At 62.4% G+C, this 23,067-nt stretch carries 17 protein-coding genes; 4 read left to right on the forward strand and 13 right to left on the reverse strand.

Annotation, left to right across the window (positions count from 1 at the left end; all coding sequences use genetic code 11):
* Positions 1 to 54: 54 nt before the first annotated feature.
* The 10 genes from QCL65_RS11995 to baeS form a co-directional block, all read right to left on the reverse strand.
* Positions 55 to 1,533 (reverse strand): aldehyde dehydrogenase family protein, encoded by a 1,479-nt coding sequence (locus tag QCL65_RS11995; RefSeq protein ID WP_407316430.1) that lies wholly within the window; start codon positions 1,531 to 1,533, stop codon positions 55 to 57.
* A 57-nt stretch (positions 1,534 to 1,590) separates the two neighbouring features.
* Complete coding sequence (locus QCL65_RS12000; protein ID WP_407316431.1) at positions 1,591 to 2,439, reverse strand: VOC family protein; 849 nt, start codon at positions 2,437 to 2,439, stop codon at positions 1,591 to 1,593.
* 24 nt (positions 2,440 to 2,463) lie between these two features.
* Positions 2,464 to 4,110, reverse strand: a complete 1,647-nt coding sequence (locus tag QCL65_RS12005; RefSeq protein ID WP_407316432.1) for a bifunctional 3-(3-hydroxy-phenyl)propionate/3-hydroxycinnamic acid hydroxylase — start codon at positions 4,108 to 4,110, stop codon at positions 2,464 to 2,466.
* 37 nt (positions 4,111 to 4,147) lie between these two features.
* On the reverse strand, positions 4,148 to 4,969 hold the full coding sequence (locus QCL65_RS12010; RefSeq protein ID WP_407316433.1) for an IclR family transcriptional regulator: 822 nt from the start codon (positions 4,967 to 4,969) through the stop codon (positions 4,148 to 4,150).
* Positions 4,970 to 4,971: 2 nt separating this feature from the next.
* Complete coding sequence (locus QCL65_RS12015) at positions 4,972 to 5,823, reverse strand: fumarylacetoacetate hydrolase family protein (protein ID WP_407316435.1); 852 nt, start codon at positions 5,821 to 5,823, stop codon at positions 4,972 to 4,974.
* 221 nt (positions 5,824 to 6,044) lie between these two features.
* Positions 6,045 to 7,496: a carotenoid oxygenase family protein gene (locus QCL65_RS12020; protein WP_407316437.1), complete on the reverse strand. Its 1,452-nt coding sequence runs from the start codon at positions 7,494 to 7,496 to the stop codon at positions 6,045 to 6,047.
* A 39-nt stretch (positions 7,497 to 7,535) separates the two neighbouring features.
* Entirely contained in the window at positions 7,536 to 8,717 is a 1,182-nt protein-coding gene (locus QCL65_RS12025) for an MFS transporter (protein ID WP_407316439.1), read from the reverse strand.
* 56 nt (positions 8,718 to 8,773) lie between these two features.
* Positions 8,774 to 9,769 (reverse strand): transporter, encoded by a 996-nt coding sequence (locus QCL65_RS12030; RefSeq protein ID WP_407316440.1) that lies wholly within the window; start codon positions 9,767 to 9,769, stop codon positions 8,774 to 8,776.
* A gap of 267 nt (positions 9,770 to 10,036) precedes the next feature.
* Positions 10,037 to 10,720 carry a response regulator gene (locus QCL65_RS12035; protein WP_407316442.1) on the reverse strand — a complete coding sequence of 228 codons (684 nt, stop codon included), beginning with the start codon at positions 10,718 to 10,720 and terminating at the stop codon, positions 10,037 to 10,039.
* Between the two features lie 2 nt (positions 10,721 to 10,722).
* On the reverse strand, positions 10,723 to 12,108 hold the full coding sequence (gene baeS / locus QCL65_RS12040; protein ID WP_407316444.1) for a sensor histidine kinase efflux regulator BaeS: 1,386 nt from the start codon (positions 12,106 to 12,108) through the stop codon (positions 10,723 to 10,725).
* Positions 12,109 to 12,253: 145 nt separating this feature from the next.
* Between baeS and QCL65_RS12045 the strand changes: the two genes are divergently transcribed.
* Genes QCL65_RS12045 through QCL65_RS12055 form a run of 3 tightly spaced genes read left to right on the forward strand, consistent with a single transcriptional unit; the run spans position 12,254 to position 17,975 of the window.
* Positions 12,254 to 13,450: an efflux RND transporter periplasmic adaptor subunit gene (locus tag QCL65_RS12045; RefSeq protein ID WP_407316446.1), complete on the forward strand. Its 1,197-nt coding sequence runs from the start codon at positions 12,254 to 12,256 to the stop codon at positions 13,448 to 13,450.
* A gap of 2 nt (positions 13,451 to 13,452) precedes the next feature.
* Positions 13,453 to 16,587: an efflux RND transporter permease subunit gene (locus tag QCL65_RS12050; RefSeq protein ID WP_407316448.1), complete on the forward strand. Its 3,135-nt coding sequence runs from the start codon at positions 13,453 to 13,455 to the stop codon at positions 16,585 to 16,587.
* Positions 16,584 to 17,975, forward strand: a complete 1,392-nt coding sequence (locus QCL65_RS12055; RefSeq protein WP_407316450.1) for an efflux transporter outer membrane subunit — start codon at positions 16,584 to 16,586, stop codon at positions 17,973 to 17,975. Before QCL65_RS12050 ends, QCL65_RS12055 begins: the two co-directional genes overlap by 4 nt.
* A gap of 15 nt (positions 17,976 to 17,990) precedes the next feature.
* On the opposite strand, the gene QCL65_RS12060 is transcribed toward QCL65_RS12055, so the two are convergent.
* Positions 17,991 to 18,290, reverse strand: coding sequence for a hypothetical protein (locus QCL65_RS12060; RefSeq protein WP_407316452.1), 300 nt, complete (start codon positions 18,288 to 18,290; stop codon positions 17,991 to 17,993).
* Positions 18,291 to 18,305: 15 nt separating this feature from the next.
* Complete coding sequence (locus tag QCL65_RS12065) at positions 18,306 to 19,163, reverse strand: SDR family oxidoreductase (protein WP_407316454.1); 858 nt, start codon at positions 19,161 to 19,163, stop codon at positions 18,306 to 18,308.
* 434 nt (positions 19,164 to 19,597) lie between these two features.
* On the opposite strand from QCL65_RS12065, the gene ligD reads away from it, so the two are divergent.
* Positions 19,598 to 22,045: a DNA ligase D gene (ligD, locus tag QCL65_RS12070; protein WP_407316816.1), complete on the forward strand. Its 2,448-nt coding sequence runs from the start codon at positions 19,598 to 19,600 to the stop codon at positions 22,043 to 22,045.
* A gap of 15 nt (positions 22,046 to 22,060) precedes the next feature.
* Here the strand turns inward: ligD and QCL65_RS12075 are convergent, their stop codons facing one another.
* A complete protein-coding gene (locus QCL65_RS12075; protein WP_407316456.1) occupies positions 22,061 to 22,912 on the reverse strand; it encodes a Ku protein in 852 nt (283 codons plus the stop codon).
* Between the last annotated feature and the right edge of the window lie 155 nt (positions 22,913 to 23,067).

Raw genomic sequence — 23,067 nt, forward strand, 5'->3', positions numbered from 1 at the left:
TTTTGTGGGTGGGCAACAAGGGCCATCCGTAGCCCGAAGCGATACCGACGCCTATCAGAAGGGGTAGCGGTGACCACCGGGTTGCCAGGTGACCCAGTGCGCCCGGGTGAATTCATCGATGGCGTAATGGCCGTTGAAGCGGCCAAGGCCGGAGTTCTTTTCGCCCCCGAACGGCGCGTTGGGTTGATCGTCGATGGTGATGTCGTTGATGTGGGTCATGCCTGCGACGATCCCCCGGGCGAAGCTCAGGCCGCGTGCCATGTCACGGGTAAACACTGCACTGGACAGGCCATACTCGCTGGCATTGGCCAACTGCAGGGCGTGCTCCTGGTTTTCTGCGATGAGCAATGGCAACAGTGGCCCGAAGGTCTCATCCCGCGCCAGTTCGTGATCCGCGCCCACCTTGGCGAACACGTGGGGTGGCAGTACCAGACCGTTGGCGGGCCCACCGCACAATTGCTCAAGGCCTGCGTGCTTGGCCGCGTCGATTTTGCGCAGCAGGCCATCGAGCTGGCTGCGGTTCACCACGGGGCCGATCACGGTGTCGGCGAGGGCTGGGTCGCCGCTCTTGAGATTGCGCACGCGCTCGACTACCAAAGCGGTGAAATCGGCGTGCAGCGTACGGTCGACGATCACCCGGTTGACGCTCATGCAAATCTGCCCCTGGTGCAGGAAGCGCCCGACCACTGCGGCATGGGCGGCGATCTCGATGTCGGCATCCTGCAAGACCACCAGCGGTGCGTTACCTCCCAACTCCAGAGCCACCCGCTTGATGTGCTTGCCGCCGGTGGCGATGCGCCCCACATTACGCCCGACGTCGGTGGAGCCGGTGAAGGAAATCAGGCTGGGGACTGGGTGCGCGACGAACGCATCGCCGATTTCCGAGCCGGCGCCTACCACCACATTAAGGGCGCCTGCGGGAAAACCGGCTTCTTCGAACAAATGGGCGATCAGTAAGCCACCGGTCACCGCCGTGTCACTGGCCGGTTTCAGCACCACGGTGTTACCCAGGGCGAGGGCGGGCACCACCGAGCGCATGCTCAGGTACAGCGGGAAATTCCACGGGCTGATGACCCCGACCACGCCCAGTGGCTCGCGGAACACGAAGCTTTGTTCGCCGGGCTTGTAGCTGGTGAGTATGCGCCCTTCGACCTGCATCGGCAGGGTCGCGCACTCGCGCACCAGGTTAAGGGTGGTCTGCCATTCCATGCCTGCTTTGATTCGCGTGCTGCCGGACTCGCGGATCAGCCAGTTGATGATCTCGTCGCCGCGTCCCTGGATGACCTGGGCCAGTTTTTCCAACAGCCCACTGCGTTCGCTGGCGTGCAGTTGCGCCCAGCCGGCCTGAGCGCGTTGGGCAGCCTGGTAGGCGTCGTCGAGGTCGGCGATGGAGGCCAACGGCATTTCCAGCAAGAGGCTGTCGTCGAACGGGTTGCGGTCGTCCAGGCGGCGCGAAGAGCGGCCGGCACGCCAGTTAGCGTTTATATATTGGTCGCCGCTGATGGCGTAGGGTGCGTGTTGTTCTGTGGTCATGGTCGTACCTCTGAATGAAGGAGAGCCCTATCGGCGTCGCAAAGCGAGCGGCTTTGTTCAACTGCGCATCCAGGCTCGTCCCCAGGAGTTCAATGTGTATTCACATTGCGGCCAAACCCCGGGTTCGCGGGCGGCATCAGTCACTTCCAGCTCGGCGGAGAACTCCAAGCGATTGCGGTCGGCATCCACCACCATAAAGAACAGGTTGTTGCCTGGGCCGTGCCGCCCTGGGCCAAAGAAGATGCTGATGTGGTCTTTGGCGAAGCGGTCCGCCCAATCGCGAATGTCATTCCATTCATTGGTTTCGTAGCAGTGGTGGTCCCATTCGTTTTTCGAACCGCGGAAAAACGCCAGGGAGTGATGCTCATCATCAGAGCGCAGGAAGCACACCATTAGCTGGCCGCTCTGCTCGTCGACCACGTTGTCGGAGATAGTGAAACCCACGGTGTTGACATAGAAGTCCACCATGGCCTCCAGCTCAGTGGTCTGGAATACCACGTGCTGGAGGCGGCCGGGCAGGCCTGTGGCACTCTCTGCTGCAGCCGGGCGCGCCAGGCCAAAGAGGGTTTGCCGGCCTTGAGGGTCGCGGATCGCGTAGGCGCCCGGCTCCAGCAGCGGCGAGTCAATGTCTTCAGGGCTGCAACCGCGTTCGCTCAGTTGCCTGCGCAGGGTTTGCAGGCGCGCCGGGTCACCGAGGTCGTAGGCGAAAGCCAGCAGGCCACTGTGATCGGCCGGAGATACCAGCATCGTGCGTTGTGGGCCGCTCAGGACCCAGCTGCCATCGGCCTGTGGCTGGCAGTCCATGTCCAGCAAGCGCCGGTAGAAGTCGACTTGGGCTTGCGCGGCTTTGCTCGCCAGGTGCAGGTAGCACAGGCGCGCGGGTGTGGAAGTTTGCAGTGTTTGCATAAACACCTCTAGGGCTGGGATGGCTCAGGTGAAAAGGGCTGTCACGCCCGGTTCGATGTCTTGGCGGCGCGCCGTCGCGACGCCCAGTAGCGCTTGCAAAGCGTCCCCGGCCTGCATTTCGCCGGGCTTGTCGAAGATGGCCGCGATGTAGCGATCGGGCCGCAGCAACAAGAAGCCGTTGGATTCGCCCAGGATGGGTTTGAGCGCACCCTGGCGGTCATGCAGCACGGTGCAGCCGGGAATCGACGGCATGCTCCCGACATGTTCGGCGAGGATCAGGATTCGTTTGGCTTCCAGGTGGCTCCATAATGGGTGCTGCAGTTCGTCCACCCGCTGGCGTGTCGGGTCGCCGTACTGGACCAGCGCAAAGCCGGCGCCGATGATGTGGTCCAGCAGCACGTCCTGGCCCTGGCTGTCGGTGAGCAGCGGTTGGGGAAACATCTGCCCACAGGACAGCCCGCCGGCCTTGCCGTCGGTCAGCACCAGGCCTTTGGTGAAGCGCGGCTTGGGCTTGAAACGCATTTGCAGGAAGTAATCACGCAGCGGTGGCAATAAACCAATTACGGCAAACGCCGCGCTGATCAAACGGGCCCGTAGCACTGTGGCGGGCGCCATCACCGTACCCAGGTTCAACGCCAGTTTGATCAACGCCCAGGCGTGATCGCGCCGCTCGCTTTCGTAGGACAATAGCGCGTTTTCAGCGATTTTCCCCCGCAGCACGGCGACCAGTTTCCAGCCCAGGTTATGCGCATCGCGCACGCCGCTGTTCATACCTTGGCCCGCATAGGGTGGGGTGAGGTGCGCCGCGTCGCCAGCGAGAAACACCCGGTCCGCCTGCCAGCGATCGGCCACGCGGGCATGAAAGGTGTAGATGGTCTTGCGCACCACGCTGACTGGTGTGTCACCACGAAAGGGCCGCAGCAGGTCTTGCAACGCTTGCTCGCTGAGCATGTGCTCGTCGCTTTCATCGGCCTTGAGCAAGAATTCGAAACGACGGGTGCGGTGCGGGCCGGGGACTTCGACCACGGGGCGGCGCGCATCGCAGTAGACCCGCGTTTGCCAGAAGGTGTCGGTATCTTGGTCGGTATCGACCACCAGCCAGCGCGAGGAAAAACTCGAGCCGACCATCTGTATGCCCAACTGCTTGCGCACGCTGCTGCGGCCGCCATCACAGCCCACCATATAGGCCGCGTTAACCTCGAGCATGTCCCCGTTGGCCTCACGGATCAGCGCGCGGACACCCTGGCGGTCCTGGGTAAACTCCAGCAGCTCCTGCTCGAAGCCCGTGCTGACGCAGGCAAAGCGGCCCAGGCCGTCTTTCAGGGTGCGTTCCAAGAGCGGCTGGCGAAAGGCGTTGCGTTTGGGGAAGCCGTACAGCTTGCCGGTTGGCTCGACCTTACCGAAACAGCGGCCACCCGGCCGGGTGAAGTAATGCACGCCATAGCCGGACACCACGTCGCGGAGCACGGCCTGGTCGAGGCCGACGGCCTGCAGGGTGCGCAGAGACTCGTCGTCGATGGAGACGGCGCGCGGTTCGGTAACGGTGCCGGGCTTGCGATCGATAATCAAGGTGTTGACGCCAGCCAGGCCCAGTAGGTTGGCTAGGGTCAACCCGGTGGGGCCGGCGCCGACGATCAAGACTTCAGCGGTGATACTTTTTCGGGTTGTCATTATTGTTCTCTTCCGAAGGCTCAGTCAGGTCAATGGCTCAGCTCAATGGTTTGCCGCGCTGGGCCAGCGCCACCATGAGCTGAGACAGTTGCTGCGCGAGGGCCAGGATCTGCTCGCCCTGGGCCGGTTGCTGTGGTTCGTCTCTTTGTTCGATGGGGCGCACGCAGCTGATGCTGCCCACCACTTTGCCGTCGCCGTCGAAGATCGGCGCAGCGAGGCCATACACGCCAGGGTCGACCTCGCCAGCGCTGGTCACGTAGCCTTGGCGGCGCAGGCGCTGCAGCGAGGCGCGGAACGCTTCCCAGGTCTGGCCCAGGCCACTGGCATACACGTCGGCGGGGTTATCGAGAAAGAGCTGGTTGTGCTGGCGCGCCGTCAGGTTGGCCAGGATCGCCTTGGAGGTGGCGCCAAGGAATAACGGCCGTGGCGAACCCCGGGAGTAGCTGACTTCGCTGAACAATTCACCGGTCTGGTGAATGCACACCACCCGGTCCTTGAACAGGCGGCAGATCAGCCACACCTGTTGCTCGCACCAGCGCGGAAAGTCTGCCTCCAACGCCTGGGCGGCGCGCACCAGGGGGTCGCTGACGCGCAGTTGGCGATCCCAGGTAATGATCCGTGCCCCCAAGGAGTAGCGCCCGGCTTCGACCTGGAACAACAGGTTCGCCTCGGCCAGTTCGCGCACGTAGCGGTAGATGGTCGAGCGGGTAAAGCCCAGGGTGGCGCCCATGTCGTCGACCGCCCAGATCGGGTCGGCCTCGGTGAACAGGTCGAGTACCCGCAGCATGCGCTCCAGGCTCGAGCCTTTGGCGTCCGCCTCTGACTCTGCGGGCAGGGGAGTGGTGATGAGTGGGTCCATGTTCACTGCTCGTCGACGATGCTGTTGCGCAAAATACCGATTCGGGAAATCTCGACTTCGACTTGATCACCCGGCTGCATCCACACCGGCGGCTCGCGGAACGCACCGACACCGCCGGTGGTGCCGCTGACGATGACATCGCCTGGCGCCAGCTCGGTGAAGGTCGAGCAGTATTCAATGAGGTGGTGGACATCGAAGATCATGTCGCTGGTGCGGGTGTCCTGCATCACTTCGCCGTTCAGGCGCGTGGTCAATTGCAACTGCTGCGGATCGCCGATTTCGTCGCCGGTGACCAGCCATGGCCCGAAGCCGCCGGTGTTGGGGAAGTTCTTGCCGGGTATGAACTGAATCGTGTGCTTCTGCCAGTCGCGCACACTGCCATCGTTGTAGCAGGCGTAGCCGGCGACATAGTCCAGGGCATCGGCGTGTTTGACATGGCGCGCCGGTTTGCCAATCACCACGGCCAACTCGCCTTCGAAATCGAGCTTGTGCGAAGCCTTGGGCCGCACGATGGGCTGCAAGTGGGCGACCTGGCTGTCGGCGAAGCGGGTGAAAATCATCGGATAGGTGGGCATCTCGCGGCCGGTTTCGCGCACGTGGGTCGCGTAGTTGATGCCGATGCACAGCACTTTGCCGGGGTTGGGGATCACGGGTAGCAGAGTGACGTCAGCCAGGGCTATGCGCGGCAGCCCAGCCAGCACAGTTGGGGCAAGCTCCGCCAGGCGGTTGTTGGCCAAGGCATGCTTGAGGTCGGTGCCGAGCGTCGCCTTGACCGACTCCAGGTCGAGAACGTGATCGCCATCGACGATGCCGTAGGTGCTGCGGCCGTGGATGATGAAGCTTGCGAGTTTCATGGAAGGCTCCTGGTCAGGGTGAGTGCAAAGGCATTCGGGCGAAGAGGTTCAGCGCTGCACGCTCGGTTGGGGCGGCTTAGGGGTTAATCTAGACCTGAAGGATAATCCTGTAAAGCGGGATTTCTGCAAAAATCCCGCATTATGGAATTAATTAATTTTATGCTGCCGCAGGTGGGGTGAAGGCGGGTGTGCAGGGCGATCGCCCCGCACAATCGATGGTGCTACTTTTGCTGCGGGGCCCAGCAACCGTGCAGCGACATGCGCATGCGCAAAGGCACTTTTATTCGGGCGATGGGGCCCGCCGCCATATTTTGCGAGTCCAGCACCACCAACTCACTGTGGCCGCTGACGAGGTCATTGAGCAGGGCAACCACGTAGCCGTCCGCTTCGGCGGCATCGGCCGCGCGGGGTATGAAAATCGGCTCCTGGAAACAACCGCTGTCGCCGGGAAACCAGGCATCGGTGGTCCCCGTGGTGAGGTTGACATGGGCCAGCAGGTTGAAGAATTGAAACGGCATCGGCCCATTGGAAGGGTTGTACGGGCGCCTTGGGTCTAGGGCGATGACAAAACCGTGTTCGTACTTGCGCCCCAGGTAACGGGCGTCGCAGCGAGGAAACTCGCAGGGGTAGTCGGTGAACGGCTGCGGTTGCACTTCGTCTTGCGTGCTGTCGAGGTCGAAAGTCCAGCGCATCAGGCTGGCCGCCAGGGTCTCGGGGGGCGGCACATAACCGTCGGCTTGCGGGAAAAAGTAGAAGATATTGCCCCCGGTGACGGGCATGTCCACGTACACCTTATTACCCTCATCGTAGGCATTAAGTGTGTGCCCCTGAAAGCCGTCCTTGGGGCCTTTGAACCAGCGTACGTCTTGGGCACTGCCCGCGCGTGGCAAAACCGCGAACAATTGCGGCAGGTCGGGTTGCCATTGGAAGTGCTGCCCGCCGTTCTTCATGCGCTCGACGTCTACCGTCAGCGGAATCAACGGAAACACCACGTAGTGCTCGGTCACCGCGAAATCGTGGACCATGGCCGCGTAGGGCGCCTGGAACCAGGTCTCGTGGAGCAGCTTGCCGTCGGCTGAAATTTCGAAATAGGCGAGATCTGGGGTACCGTCCCCTTTGGCTTCATAACTGAAGGCAAGCAGATTACCGGTGACGGGGTCGAGCTTGGGGTGGGCGGTAAAAGTGGCTGAGCGAATCTGCCCGCCAAAGTCCCATTCGCCGAGGGTTTCCAGGGTGTCGAGGTCCAGCGCCCAGGGCAGGGCGTCTTCTTTGAGGGCCAGCAATACGCCGTTGTGTGGCACCACTGTGGTGTTGGCGGTGGTGTTGTTTTTTGCCGCGAGGGGATCGTTGGTGTAGGCATTGCGGTAGACACCGTTGAGTGAGCGTCCTGCGCGGCGCTGGGCCATCAGCCGATCAGTCTTTACGTAGCGGCGGCGCAGCGACACCTTGCCGTCGGCAAAGTAAAAAGCACTGACCATGCCGTCGCCATTGAAAAAAATATCGTTGCCCAACATCGGCGGAAACTGCGGGTCCGGCGCGACTTGGTAGAAGGCGCCGTGGATCGAGGCGGGTAGGGTGCCTTCAATCTCCAAGTCGAACACCTCGGCCTCGACACGGCTGGGGGTATAAAGGGCGCCAGAGAATTCAGGCGTTCGCGGGAATGGGTTGGGCATGGAGCGACCTCATTGACGTCAGTGATATTCAAGTGGCGATCAGGCCGATTGCGGCGCCAGGGTGGGGGCGGCGGCCTGCATGCCACGGCGAAAGCGTGCGACCACCAGGCACGAGATCACCAAGGCCACCAAGTACGCCGAGGCGGCGAGCCAGCCGACGGCACGGAAGTGTCCTTCGCCAACCACCAGGGCCGCGCCGAAGGGGCCTAACCCCTGGCCGACGAAAATAGCCGCGTTGCCCAGCCCGGCCAGGCGCCCAGAAGGGTCCAGCTCCGCCGCCATGGACAGCAGGTAAGGCAGGCTGAAAAACCACACCATGTGGATCAGGCACGCGGTGGCGGCGAACGCGATGGGGCTGTCGCCGTAGACCATAATCAGGGTGGCGAGCAACGCCGTGCCAAAGCTCAGCAGTTGCGGAAACAATAACCCCAGGCGGCGCCCGAGCAGCCCCGCCAGGCCCGCACCCAGGGCGCCAGCAAGAATACTGCCGCCCAGAATCCCACCAATCTGTTGCGGCGCCAAACCCAGGCTTTTACCAATGCGCTCCTGGTACACCCACAGCGCCGAGTGGCCGAAAAACAGCAGGGCGAACAGGACGATCAAGAGCATGGCCGTAAGCCCGAAGGGCTGGATCGTCGGGTTCCTCAGGCGTTGCGCGGTGGGGTAGTGCCTGGGCACCCGCCAGCCACCTAGCGCGGCCAGGGCACTGGCCGCCGCGAGCAGCACAAAGGCGCCGTTGACGCCGTAGGTACTGAGGAGAATGGGCATGCAGGTGACCAGCAACATGCCCCATAGCAGGTTCCCGATATTGATCACCGCGAATGTGGCGTCTTTGCCGGTACGTAACGCAGCGGTGGCGTACACGATTGCCATGACCGCGCCGCCGCTGGCGCCACAGATCACCCGGGTAATCAGCAAGCCCGTCTGGCTGTGAAATTGCGTGCTGGCCAGGTTGCCCAGCGTCAGGATTAGCAGCGCCGCCAGGGCGAAGCGACGTCGGTCGACCTTGGTCATGAGCATCGCGCAGACGCCACAGGCTAGCGCCATGGCAGTCAGCTCCGCAGCGAAGATGGCGCCAATGGCGTTGAGTGGTAGACCCAATTGGTCGATAAAGGCCCCACCCAAGATGGGCTGGATCTGCAGGGTGCCCAGGGATATGACCATCATCAGGCAAATAGCAGCCAATGATTGTTTACTGTCGATGCTTGCAAGCGCGTTCATAAACCTCACCTCGATCAATAGCCCGCCATGTGTCCACCAACGGGTGCACGTATCGGTCAGAACAATTGGTGGACGTAGCGCAGTTGCACGGCGTAATCCACGCGGGAGCGGTTCTGCACTTCAGTTTCTTTGTAGGTGTTGAGCCAAAAGCCTTGGCGGTCACTGACTCTCCAGAACAGCCCGGGGCCAATACCTAGGACTTTTTCCCGAGAATCGCGCAGGCGGCTGCCATTGGCTTCATCGTCGGAGATTTGCCTGAAGTAGTAGCCGTTGATGCCCACCGAGACATTCGGCACCACCTCGTAGGAGGCCGTGAAGTTGGCCCACGCCGACTGCCCCGCCTGGGTGTCGCGCACGGGCCGACCTTCGTAGACCTGGGCCGAACTGCTGGCAGGGTCGTCGTTCTTGAAGTTGTACAGATAGTGCAAGCGCCAGCTCACCTCCCAGCCGGCCACTGGCATCCATGTAGCGGCCCAGTAGGGGTTTATCGAGTAGGCGTTGGAGCCGGGGTTGAGGTCTTTATGCTTGTCGTATTTGCCGGTGGGGAAGATCGTATCCAGGGCTATGCGCTGGACAAACACCGGCCGGCCATGGGCATCGACGATGGGGTCGAACTGCACCTGTGGGCCGAACGTCACGTCGCCCAGGCCGGTGGCGTTGTCTTGCAACTTGACGCCGTTGTCGCCGAAGTCGCCATCCAGGGAGACGATGGGCACCAACAGGCTCCAACCCAGGTGGGCGCCGCCGCCAATACTATTGGGCGAGTAATAGCTCAGCTGGTTGATCAGGGTGATGACGTTGATCTTGGGATCATCGAAGGCGCTGTTATTCTTGCCCGCGTTGTTGCGGATACTGCTGGCCGTACTGAATTTCAGGTAGGTCTGATGAGACAACCCAGGGGGGCCGGCAAAGCCATCGTAAAAGCTCGTCCCACCCAGGTTGATACCACTGGGCTGGGCCACGGAGGGCGGCGGCGGGCCGTCTGCGGCGTTGCTAGCAAGGGCTACGAAGCTGAGTGCCAGGCACGCTGGCAGGGTTAGGGTCGGTCTCATTGGCATCGCTCTATTATTGGAATTGCGAGCTGGGTGGCTTCTTATGGCGATTGGACTGTAAGTCTTAGGCGGGGCGGATGCTTTAACGCAGCGGTCAGAGTTGACTGAGCGCGTCACTGCTAACGCGCTAACCGGCTGCTGCGCAGCCTCTCGGGGACAAGCCTTCTCCTACCTGATGTGCGGCATACACCAAATCGAATATCCCCCCGACCGTAGGAGGGGGCCTTGCCCCCGAGCTCTTGATCTCAAAGCGAACAGCCCGGCGCTTCAGCGCTCGGCCAACTGAAACCGATAACCCACCCCGTACAGCGATTCGATGGGCTGCTCGCCGGGGCAGGCTTGCTCGAGCTTGCGGCGCAGGTTGCGGATATGGCTGTCGACTGTACGGTCGGTGACCACCCGGTGGTCGGAGTAGATTTTGTCGAGCAGTTGGTCGCGGGAAAAAACCCGGCCGGGGGCGCCAGCGAAGGTGCTCAGCAAGCGCAGCTCCAAGGGCGTGAGGTCCAGCGCGATGCCGTCCAGCGATGCCTGGTAGCGTGCCGGGTCGATCACCAGGCGCTGAGCGGCGTTGCTGAGCAACTGTGGGCTGCGGCGCAGGATGGCTTTGACCCTGGCGACCATCTCGCGAGGGCTGAAGGGTTTGCAGATGTAGTCATCGGCGCCCCCACCCAAGCCGAGCAGGCGGTCCACTTCTTCCACGCGGGCAGTGATCATGACAATCGGCACGGCGCTGAACCGGCGCAGGTTTTCGCACACCTGCAGGCCGTCGAGGCCGGGCAGCATCAGGTCGAGCAGGATCAGGCGCGGTGCCTGGGCCCGTACGGCAGGCTCCACCTGCAAACCGTTGTCCAGGCACTGAGTCGGGTAGCCGGCTGCGTTTAGATAGTCTTGCATCAGGGCGGCGAGTTTGGGTTCGTCTTCGACGATTAGAATCGGGCTTTCGTCGGGCATGCTCAGGCATTCCTTGGCAGGCGCAGGCTTAGCCAGAGGCCGCCCAGGGGCGAATGGTCGGCGCTTAGGCTGCCGCCGTGGGCCAGGGCGATACTTTGGCAGATCGCCAAGCCAAGGCCGGCGCCGCCACAGGCGCGGTTGCGCGAGGAGTCGCCGCGATAAAAACGCTCGAACAGGCGCGGTAGTTGCTCGGCCGAGACACCTGGGCCGGAGTCGAGCACGTCGATGCACAGCTCGTTGCGTTGCACGCTGGCGTTGATCCGTATCAGCCCTCCGGGGTCGGTGTAGCGCACGGCATTTTCCAGCAGGTTGGCAAACAGTTGGTGCAGCCGGTTGGCGTCGGCCACCAGCTCTAGGGGCTGGGCGGGTAGGTTGAGTTCCACCTGTAGCGCACGCGCGTTCAGGCGCTCCTGAAGCATGCTCACACTGTTTTGCAGCAGTTGGTCGAGGGCACAGGGGGCTTTGCGGTAGGTCAGTGCACCGACATCGGCCAGCGATAACTCATAGAGGTCGTCCACCAGTTTGCTGAGCATGCCCACTTCGCCTTGCAGGGACTTCAGGGTGCCAGGGTTGAGGGTGCGTACGCCGTCCTCGATGGCCTCCAGTTCCCCGCGCAGTATCGACAAGGGCGTACGCAGTTCATGGGAGACGTCGGCCATGAATTCGCGGCGCATCTGTTCGTTGCGTTGCAGGGTATAGGCGAGCTGATTGAAGTCACGCGCCAACTGGCCCACTTCATCGTTGGAGGCCACGGCCACGCGGCTGTTGTAGTCACCACTGGCCAGGCGGTGGGTGGCCGCCGCGACCCGTTTGACCGGTTCCAGCAGTGCCCGGGCGATCCACCAGGCAATCAGCATGGCCAGTAGCAAGGAGAACGCGCCCATGGCCAGGCTGGTGCGCAGTTGGTACTGCTGGAAGCGCTCGCCGCCGGCCTCGGTCACGCTCTGGAAGGGGGTTACGGCCAGCCAGCCCACGGTTTCGCCTGCCACCACGATAGGGCGCAAGAGGGCATCGGTGCCAATGTCCGGGTAGCCGTTTACGCGTTTTTTCTGCTGATCCAGCAAGGCAATGCGAAACAGCGCCCCGGTGAGGTCCGAGGCCATTGGCGTGCGTAAGTCATTTTTGGCCGGGTCTTCGCCGAGTTCGGGGCGCATGATCTCGAACCAGCGGTCTGCCTGGTTACGTAAGAAATCCCAGTTGCCTTCGCGCGCGTATGCCGCGGCCAAGCGCGGCAGCACGGGTGCCATCCGCTCCAGGGCCTGTTCGTTGAGGTAGCCGAGAAAGCCTCGGGTGAAACTCCAACTGGTGGCCAGGCCCATGCTCAGGATAACCAGCAATACACCTCCCAGGACGGCGCCGAACAATTTGCTGGAGATACCTAACTTCATGGGCTGCGGCCGGTGAGAAATGACTCGACCATTTAGGCCTGCCCCCGGAAAAGATTCAACCCAGCCGGGCAATCTTCAATTTTCCTGCACATTTGCTCAGCAAGATGGCCACCGGCCCAAGCCGATCCGTCTTGCAGAGGCACCTATGTCGACGAAAATACTCGCCAAATATCTGGTCACCCTTGCGGTGTTCCTGTCTGTGATCACCATGCTCCTGCTGGGCGGCTGCTCCGCCGAGGATCCACCACCGGCAGCGCCTACCCCGAAGGTGTCGGTCATCCGCGTGCAGCCCCAGAGCCAAGTGCTGACCACCCAATTGCCGGGTCGCACCCAGGCATACATGGTGGCGCAGATTCGTCCGCAGGTGGGCGGCATCGTCCAGCGCCGGTTGTTCGTCGAAGGCGCCGACGTCAAGGCCGGCCAGGCACTTTACCAGCTCGACCCGGCGGTCTATACCGCGGCCCTGGCCGAGGCCAAAGCGAGCCTGGCCAAGGCCCAGGCTTCGCTGAAGTCGGCCCAGGCCACGGCCCGCCGCAACGCCGAGTTGGTGAAGATCAACGCCATCAGCCAGCAAGACAATGAAGATGCCCAAGCCAACGTGCTGACCGCCGCGGCCGACGTGCAAGTGGCCCAGGCCGATGTCGAGAGTGCGCGAATCAACTTGGCCTATACCCGGATCACCTCGCCGGTCAGCGGGCGCAGTGAGACCTCCAGCGTGACCCCAGGCGCGCTGGTGGTGGCTAACCAGGACAGCGCACTGACCACGGTGCAGCAGTTGGACCCCATCTATGTCGACGTCACCCAGTCGACCACTGAGCTGTTACGCCTCAAGCGCGACTTGGCCAGCGGCGCCTTGCAAGCCAGCGCCGAAGGTGAGGCGACGGTCAGCCTGCTACTTGATGACGGCAGCACCTATGACCACCCAGGGCGGCTCAAAGTCAACGGTGTCAGCGTCAATGAAGGCACCGGTACCGTGACCCTGCGGGCCGAATTCGCTAACCCGCAACACCTGCTACTGCCTGGCATGTACGTGCGTGCCGTGCTTGAACAAGGGCGCGATGAACAGGCCATATTGGTGCCTCAGCGGGCGGTCAGCCGCAGCGCCAGTGGCGTGACCAGCGCCCTGCTGGTGGTCGATGGCAAGGTCGAGCAGCGCCAGTTGACCGTCGACCGTGCGGTGGGCAATCAGTGGTGGGTTACGGCTGGGTTGAAGGCGGGTGATCAATTGATCGTCGAAGGCGGGCAGAAAGTCCGCGCGGGCGCGGCGGTGCAGGTGCAGCCGGCGACGAGCTCGGCTGATACCCAGGCGAGCGCACCTTCGACCCCCGCGAAGGAGGGTTGAGCATGGCCCATTTCTTTATCGACCGGCCTATTTTTGCCTGGGTCATCGCCATTGTGATCATGCTCGGCGGGGGCCTGTTCATCAGCCAGCTGCCGCTGGAGCAATACCCTGACATCGCCCCGCCCACGGTGAAAATTTCCGCCACCTACACCGGTGCATCGGCCAAGACCGTGGAAGATTCGGTGACCCAGGTCATCGAACAGCAAATGAAAGGCCTGGACAACCTGACCTATATGGCCTCGACCAGCAGCTCGGCGGGCAGCGCCAGTATCAACCTGACCTTTACCGCCGGCACTGACCCGGACGTCGCGCAGATGCAGGTGCAGAACAAGCTGCAACAGGCGGAGTCCAGGCTGCCGCAATCGGTGCAGAGCGAGGGCCTGACTGTGACCAAAGGCGGCTCGGATTTTCTCATGATCGCCGCCTTGGCGTCTGACGACCCCAGCGTCACCGCGACCCAGATCGGCGACTACATTTCTACCACCGTGCAGGACTCCATCAGTCGCATCGACGGGGTTGGCGACGTGCAGGCCCTGGGTTCAGGCTACGCCATGCGTATTTGGTTGAACCCGGCGCTGCTGGAAAAATACGCGTTGATGACCTCGGACATCAGCAGCGCGCTGCAAGCGCAGAACACCGAAGTCTCGGCCGGCCAACTGGGTGCACTGCCGGCGGTCAGAGGCCAGCAGCTAAACGCTACGATCAGCGCCCGCAGCAAGCTGCAGACCGTCGAAGAATTTCGCAATGTGGTGGTCAAGTCCAGCAGTGATGGGGCCGTGGTGCTCCTGGGCGATGTCGCGACGGTGGAGCTGGGCAGCGAAAGCTACGACATCAGCACCGCCCTTAACGGCAGGCCGGCGGCGGCCATGGGTGTGCAACTGGCTGCCGGTGCGAATGCACTGCAGGTGGGCAAAGCGGTCAAGGCCAAACTGGCCGAACTGGAGCCGTTCTACCCGGCCGAGATGCAACTCAAGAATGTGATTGCTTACGACACCACGCCGTTTGTCAGCCTGTCCATCGAAGAGGTGGTCAAAGCGTTGGGCGAGGCCATCGTGTTGGTGGTGTTGATCATGTTTCTCTTTCTGCAGAGCCCGCGGGCGACCTTGATCCCTGCGATTACGGTGCCGGTGGTGTTGCTGGGGACCTTTGGCGTGTTGGCGCTGTGCGGCTACTCGATCAATACCCTGACCATGTTTGCCATGGTCTTGGCCATTGGTTTGTTGGTAGACGACGCCATCGTGGTGGTGGAAAACGTCGAACGCCTGATGGACCAGGGGCTGTCCCCGCAGGCGGCGACGCGCCGGTCCATGGGCGAGATCAGCAGCGCGCTGGTGGGCATTACCCTGGTGCTCAGCGCGGTGTTTATCCCCATGGCTTTTTTTGGCGGCTCTACGGGGATCATCTATCGGCAGTTTTCTGTGACCATTGTCTCGGCCATGGTGCTCTCGGTGGTGGTGGCCATGACCCTCACGCCTGCGCTGTGTGCATCGATGCTCAAGCCGCGCACTGGCCAGGGGCACGGGGCTCAGCGCGGTTTTTTCGGCTGGTTCAACCGCACCTTCGAGCGCACCAGCACGGGCTATGAACGCTGGGTAGGGGCCGTATTGCGCCGGTGGAAGCTGGCGTTACTGGGCTATGGCGTGGTGTTGGCGGTGATGGCAGTGGCTTATGCAACGCTGCCCACTTCGTTTTTGCCGGATGAAGACCAGGGCATTCTTCTGGCGCAGATCCAATTGCCAGTGGGGGCCACCGACAGCCGAACACAGGCGGTGGTCAAGCAAGTCGAGGACTATCTGCTCAAACAGCCGGAAGTCGAGGCCTTGATCAGCATCACCGGCCTGGGCATGGGCGGCAACAGCCAGAACACCGCGCGGGCCTTTATTCGCCTTAAGGACTGGGCCGAGCGTGGTGGCGAAGGCCAGGGCGCGGCCGACATCGCCCAACGGGCAACCATGGCGTTGTCCAGCATCGGGGACGCTGACGCCTTCGTCATGCAGCCGCCCACCGTGCGTGGCCTCGGCCAGAGTTCCGGTTTCGACCTACAACTTAAGGACCTAGGAGGCTTGGGCCATGATGCGTTGGTGTCGGCCCGCGAGCAATTTCTGCAGTTGGCTAAACAGGATGCGCGCCTCTTGGGTGTGCGCAGTAACGGTCTGGACGACGCGCCTCAACTCAAGGTCAGTATCGACGACCGCAAAGCGGGAGCCTTGGGCATTACCACCAGCGATATCAATAGCACGCTGTCGACGGCCCTCGGTGGCACCTACGTCAATGATTTCCTCAACCAGGGCCGGGTGAAGAAAGTCTATGTGCAGGGTCAAGCGTCGGCCCGCATGCAGGCCGCGGACCTCGACCATTGGTTTGTGCGCAATAACAACGACGAAATGGTGCCGTTTGCTTCGTTCGCCAGTTCCTCCTGGAGCTACGGCTCTCCGTTACTGGAGCGCTATAACGGCAATGCTTCGCTGGAAGTGGTCGGTGACCCGGCGCCCGGCGTGAGTTCCGGTGATGCCATGGCCGCCGTGGAGGCGATTATCAAGCAATTACCCCAGGGGATCGGCTACGAGTGGACGGGGCAGTCGTACCAGCTAAAGCTCTCCGGGTCGCAGGCACCGCTGCTGTACGCAGTCTCTGTGCTGTTTGTATTTTTGTGCCTGGCGGCGTTGTACGAGAGCTGGTCAGTGCCCTTCGCGGTGATTCTGGTGGTGCCGTTGGGCGTGATCGGCGCGGTATTGGCCACCCGCATCGCCGGGTTGAGCAACGACGTGTATTTCCAGGTGGGGCTGTTGACCACCGTGGGTCTGGCGGCCAAGAACGCTATTCTGATCGTCGAGTTCGCCAAGCATCTGCAAGAGCAGGGCAACAGCGTGGTCGAGGCCACGCTGACCGCCGTGCGCCAACGCTTGCGGCCCATTCTCATGACGTCCCTGGCGTTCATGTTTGGCGTCTTGCCGCTGGCCTTGAGCAGCGGCGCCGGGTCGGCGGGCCGCCAAGCCATTGGTACCGGTGTGCTGGGCGGTATGTTCAGCGCCACACTATTGGGGATTTTCTTCGTACCGCTGTTTTTCGTACTGATCCGCCGCCGTTTCGGCCGAGTGAGTACCGTTCGCCCATCAGCCCCGACAGGTGCAGCATGATCAATTCTTATTGGCCTTTGCTGGCCGCCCTGGCCCTGGGTGGCTGTGTCAACCTTGCGCCTGATTACGAACGCCCCGCAGCGCCGGTGTCCGCACAATGGCTGGCGCAGGCCGACCTGCCCAAAGGGCAGGTGGCGGCCGATATCAAATGGCAGCAGTTCTTTACCGACCATCGCCTGGCCCAAGTGCAAGGCCTGGCCCTGGAGAACAACCGAGACCTGCGCCTGGCCAGCCTGAATATCCAGAAAGCTCAGGCCCAGTACCGCATCCAGCGCGCCGAGGCGTTTCCCCAGATCGATGCCAGCGCCAGTGCTACCCATAGCCGTACGCCGGGCTCACTCTCGCAAAACGGCACGGCGCTCACCAGCCACGATTACAGTGCACAATTGGGCTTGAGCAGTTATGAGTTGGACCTCTTTGGCCGGGTGCAGAACCTGCAGGATGAAGCCCTTGAGGATTACCTGGCGCTGACCGAAACCCGGCGTAGCACGCAGATCAGCCTGGTGGCCGAGGTGGCGACGGCGTGGCTGACGCTGGCGGCTGATAGCGAGCTGCATCAGTTGGCTGAAGACACCCTGACCAGCCAACTGGCGACCTATGACCTGACCCAGCGCAGCTTCGCTTTGGGTGGTTCGACCGCCCTGGCCGTGGCGCAGGCACAAACCACCGTCGAGTCCGCCCGGGGCGACCTAGCAGCCTATGAAAGCCAGATCCTCCAGGACCGCAACGCGCTGCGCCTGTTGGTGGGCAGTGATGTGCCCGAAGGCCTGTTGCCAACTGCCCTGGAGCCGTCGGCGGCCTTGGTTGATGTTCCGCCTGGCTTGCCGTCGAGCCTCTTGCAACAGCGCCCGGACGTGTTGTCGGCCGAACATACGCTCAAGGCCGCCAATATCGACATCGGCGCGGCCCGCGCAGCGTTTTTCCCCAGTATTACCCTGACCGCCAATGCCGGTTCATCCAGTTCGGCGTTGGCCGGCCTGTTCAAATCCGGCAGCGGTGCCTGGACCTTTGCGCCCAGCATCAGCGTGCCGATTTTCGACGCTGGGAGTCGTCGAGCCACCTTGGACTCGGCCAAGGTGGAGCGTGATATCCAGGTCCAGACCTATCAGCAGACGCTGCAAACCGCCTTTCGCGAAGTGGCCGACGCCCTCGCCGAACGCAGCACCCTGGACCGCCGTATCGCTGCCCAACAGGCACTGACCCAGGCCAGCCGGAAAAGCTTCGAGCTGTCCGATGCCTTGTACCGCGGCGGCTCGCAGAGTTACCTAGAGGCTCTGGACGCTCAGCGTTCGCTCTACAGCGCGGAGCAAGATCTGATCAACCTGCGCCTGACTGAACAAAGCAACCGAGTGACCTTGTACAAGGTGATGGGGGGTGGCTGGAATTGATCGCCGTAAAAGGCGTTAGGCATAAGGCGTGTTTTCAATTTTATAGCGATTGAAATCCGCAGCGCCGTCCGACCACCACACCGGCCCGCGTTCGCCCAAGGCCACCTTGGCCGCCTGCACCTGCGCCCGGGCGGCGCGTAGTTGGCCGGAGTCGGCGGCGGCCTTGGCGGCTTTGACGTCGCGTCGGGCCTGCATCAGCTGGTTCACCAGGGCCTGACGTACATCCTCTGCCAGGTCCGGATTGCTGCAGCGCCACAGGCGGCCTTTAACCACAAAGTAGCGGCCGTCTGGGGTGGTGGGGTAGGGGCCGGGCACTTGCTGCAACCGGCCTTACAGCATCGGCTTGCCGCCGGTCACGCCATAGCGCGAACCGGAAATATAGCTCGCCTCATCCGAGGCCAGTAGCACGTAAATCGGCGCCACTTCCACCGGTTGCCCAGGGCGGCCCAGCGGGGTTTCGGCGCCGAAGCTTTTAACGTCGTCATCGGTCATGGTGGCGACGATCAGCGGCGTCCAGATGGGTCCCGGCGCCACGCTATTGACCCGAATGCCACGCTCGCCGAGCAGCTGCGCCAGGCCCCCGGTGAAGTTGGCGATGGCGCCTTTGGTGGTGGCGTAAGCCAGCAGCGTAGGTTTGGGCGCGTCGGAATTCACCGAGCTGGTGTTAATGATCGAACTGCCCGGCGCCATGGAGGGGACCGCCGCTTGGCAGATCCGAAACATCGCCGTGATGTTGATATCGAAAGTCTTCACCCACTCCTCGTCGGGGATTTCCTCGAAGGTGGCGTGGGTCATCTGGAAGGCGGCGTTATTGACCAGGGTGTCGATGCGGCCAAAGTGCGCAACGGTATCGGCCACCAGCTTGTAGCACTGGTCTTTTTGCGCGAGGTCGCCGGGCAACAATAGGCACTGACGGCCCGCTTGTTCGACCCAGCGCGCGGTCTCTTGGGCATCTTCATGCTCGTCCAGATAAGCCAAAGCGATATCGGCGCCTTCCCGGGCAAAGGCGATGGCGACCGCACGGCCAATGCCACTGTCGGCCCCGGTGATCAAGGCGATCTTGCCTTCCAGGCGGCCACTGCCGACGTAACTTTGCTCGCCACAATCGGGCTGGGGCACCATCTTCCGTTGGCTGCCTGGAACGGCCTGGGCTTGCGGGGCAAAGGGGGGAGTAGGGTAGTCGCGCATTGAGTTGATTCCTGTCGCCATGGGTGAACGGGTTACAGGAATCAGAGGCACGGCTGCATTCAAAAGTTGAAAGCAATACCGATGGCGGCGACGAATGGCAAAACCCACACCCCGAGTGACACATCTAAATATCAGATATGCCACTGATGGTAGGAGGGGGCTTGCCCCCGAGCCCTTCACGCCCTTGCAGACACCAATGCCCTGGTGGCGTGGTTGAAGATCAACAGATCGGGGCCAAGGCCCCTCCTACGAACATCGCTGATCGGTAGGAGGGGGCTTGCCCCCGAGCCCTTCATTCCCCACGCCATCGCACAGCGATATACCGCAATACCGACAGGCACTGCCCAGCAATTGCAAATGTGCACCAGGTTGAACTCTACCCCCCGTTGGCGTTTCCCAAGCAGATACCGCGCCGGTTCGATTGGAGTGCTACCGTGGCGAAAAACCTGGAAGACTATCAGCGCAAGCGTGACTTCGATGCCACCCCCGAACCCAGCGGCAAGGCCGTGCGGCGCGGCAAGACGCGGGCTTTGCAGTTCTGCATTCAAAAGCATGACGCCAGCCATCTGCACTACGACTTCCGCCTGGAGCTGGACGGCACCCTGAAAAGCTGGGCTATCCCCAAGGGGCCGTCGTTGGACCCGCAGGTGCGCCGGTTGGCGGTGGAGGTGGAGGATCACCCACTCGACTACGCCAGCTTCGAAGGCACCATCCCCGACGGCCATTACGGCGCCGGCGACGTCATTGTCTGGGACCGTGGCGTGTGGCTGCCCGAGGGTGATCCCCACGCGGCCTACGCCCAGGGCAAACTGCATTTCACTCTGCAGGGCGAGAAGCTGTCGGGTACCTGGAACCTGTTTCGCACCCGCATGGCCGGCAAGAAGCAACAATGGCTGCTGGTCAAATCGGCCGACGAGCAGGCCCGGGCCGAGGCTGACTACGACGTGCTCGCGGCCGAGCCCCACAGTGTCCTCAGCGAGCGCAGCCTGGTGCAGCCCGCCGAGCCCAGGCCACCGGCCGGCAAGCCGGGCAAGGCCAAGCGCTCTAAAAAAGTCGCATTCCCCGAGGCCCTCAGTCCGCAGTTGGCCACCCTGGTCGACTCGCCCCCCAGCGGCGACTGGCGCTATGAAGTCAAATTCGACGGCTACCGCATGCTGGCCCGGCTGGAAGGCGACCAGGTTCAGCTGTTCACCCGCAATGGCCACGATTGGACCACCAAGCTGCCCGGCGTGGCCGCCGCGTTGGCAAGCCTTGGGCTGACATCGGCCTGGCTGGACGGGGAAATGGTAGTGGCGGACGATAACGGCGTAGCGGACTTCCAAGCCCTGCAAAGTGCGTTCGATCAGGCCCAGGACGCCTCGATTCTTTATTACCTGTTCGATCTTCTTTACCTGGACGGCCATGACCTGCGCGACTACCCGCTGCAAGACCGCCGCGCGACCCTCAAGGCCTTGCTGCAAGACTGCCAGGCGCCAGCGCTGCGCTACTCGGAAGACTTTGACGCGGCGCCTGAGTCACTACTGGCCAGCGCTTGTCATATGGGCCTCGAAGGCCTCATCGGCAAACGCCAGGGCAGCCTCTACCGCGCCGGACGCAGCAGTGAATGGGTCAAGCTCAAATGCCAACAGCGCCAGGAGTTCGTGGTGGTCGGCTACAGTCAACCCAAGGGCAGCCGCGAGGGCTTCGGTGCTTTGCTGCTGGGCTTGCACGACCCCGACAGTGGCGACCTGCGCTACGCTGGCAAAGTCGGCAGCGGTTTTACCCAGGCGAGCCTGCAGAGCATTCTTAAACGCTTGCAACCCTTGACCAGCGCTCACCCCGCCGTCAGTAAGCCGCCCACCGGCAGCGATGCCCGCGGCGTGCAGTGGCTCAAACCGCAGCTGTTGGCCGAAGTCAGCTACGCGCAAATGACTCGCGACGGCGCGGTGCGTCACGCCGTGTTCCACGGCCTGCGCGACGACAAACCCGCCACCCAGATCGAACGGGAGCAGCCCGTGAAGGCCCAACCTAGCCAAGAAACCCTGCGCCTAAGCCACCCGGAGCGCATCATCGACCGCCACAGTGGCGCCACCAAGCGCCAAGTGGCTGAGTATTATGTGCGCGTCGCGCCGTGGCTGATGCCGCACCTGGCCCACCGCCCGGTGGCCTTGGTGAGAGCGCCGGAGGGCCTGGCCGGGGAGCAGTTCTTTCAGAAAAACGCCGCCCACCTGGATATTCCGGGGCTGGTCAGCCGCGACGATACCGACCCCAGCGCTATGTTCATCAACCGCGCCGACAGCCTGCTGGGGGCGGTGCAGATGAATACCCTGGAGCTGCACACCGGCAATGCCACTGACCGCCACCTGGACAAACCGGACCGGCTGATTCTGGACCTCGACCCTGACCCGGCGCTGCCTTGGAAGGCCATGCTCGAGGCGACCCACCTGACCCTCACCCTGCTGGACGAACTGGGCCTCAAGGCGTTTCTCAAAACCAGTGGCGGTAAAGGCATCCACATCGTTGTACCGCTGGTACGGCGCAGCAGTTGGGATGAAGTCAAGGCATTCTCCCATAGCATGGTCAAGCACCTGGCCGAGCTGTTTCCCGAGCGAATCGTGGCGGTGTCTGGCCCAAAAAACCGGGTAGGGCGAATCTTCATCGACTACCTGCGCAATAGCCGCAGCGCCACCACGGTCTGCGCCTATTCCCTGCGCGCCCGTGAGGGCATGGCGGTGTCGGTGCCGATCCATCGCGATGAACTGGCCGACCTCAAGGGGGCTGATCAGTGGACCCTGTTCAACCTCGCCGAACGCTTGGACAGCGTCGACGACCCCTGGGCCGACTATGCCGCGACCCGGCAATCGATTACCCAGGCCATGCGCCGCAAGCTGGGTCTGAAGTAAACCGGCTAGCGCGCCTTAAGAGGCTTTCTTGCGGGTGCGCTTGGCGGGCGCGGGCTTCTTTTTCGCCGGCGCCTTGGCGCCGCCCGCCAGGCTGCGTTTGAGCAGGTCGGTAAGGTCGATGATGTCGGCGCTTTTGCGGTCTTCCTTCTCCTCCACGGCATCGACCACGGCGATCTTGCCCTTGCTGGCTTTCTCGTCGACCAATTGCATGATGGTGTCTTTGAAGTCGTTACGGTATTCGTCCGGCGACCACTGGCTGCTCATGTCTTCCACCAGCCGTTTGGCCATTTGCAGCTCGCGCTTGTCGAGTTTGCTTGCGGTCACGCTGCTGTCCAGCTCCAGCCGCTGGATATCGCGCACCTCCTCGGGCCAGCGCAAAGTAATGAGCACCAGCGCATCGTCCAGCGGGCGCAGCAGGGCCAGGTGTTGTTGGGTATGCAGCACCAGGCGGGCGAGGGCAACTTTGCCGGTGCTCTCGAGGGTTTCGCGCAACAACGCATAGACCTTGCCGCCGCGCTGGTCGGGGCCCAGGTAATACGGGGTGTCGAAGTGTTGCAAAGGAATTTCGTCGGCGCCAACGAAAGCAAAAATGTCGATGGTTTGAGTGGCTTTGGGGCGCGCTTCACGAATCTCCTGTTCGCTGATCACCACGTAGCGGCCCTTTTTGTATTCCACGCCTTTAACAATGTTGTCCTTGCTGACCTCTTTGCCGCTCACCTTGTTGACCCGCTTGTAGCCCACCGGGTCCATGGTGCGCTTGTCCAGCCAGTCGAAATCTACCCGGTCCGACTTCACTGCTGAGATTAACGACACCGGGATATGCACCAGGCCGAAACTGATTGCACCTTTCCAAATGGCTCTGGGCATGGGCCCTCCTGTCGATCCAACGGAGCGCCTGATTGGCCTTGCTCCCGTTAGCAAGTGACTGTGGGCGAGGGCCAAAGGTTTAACGCGTATGGTCTGGCAAACCGGCTAAAGCTTGCTATGACAAATTATGATACAAATCTAACTGCAACTAATTA

The sequence above is a fragment of the Pseudomonas sp. nanlin1 genome, from assembly GCF_045571515.1.
Lineage (GTDB): Bacteria > Pseudomonadota > Gammaproteobacteria > Pseudomonadales > Pseudomonadaceae > Aquipseudomonas.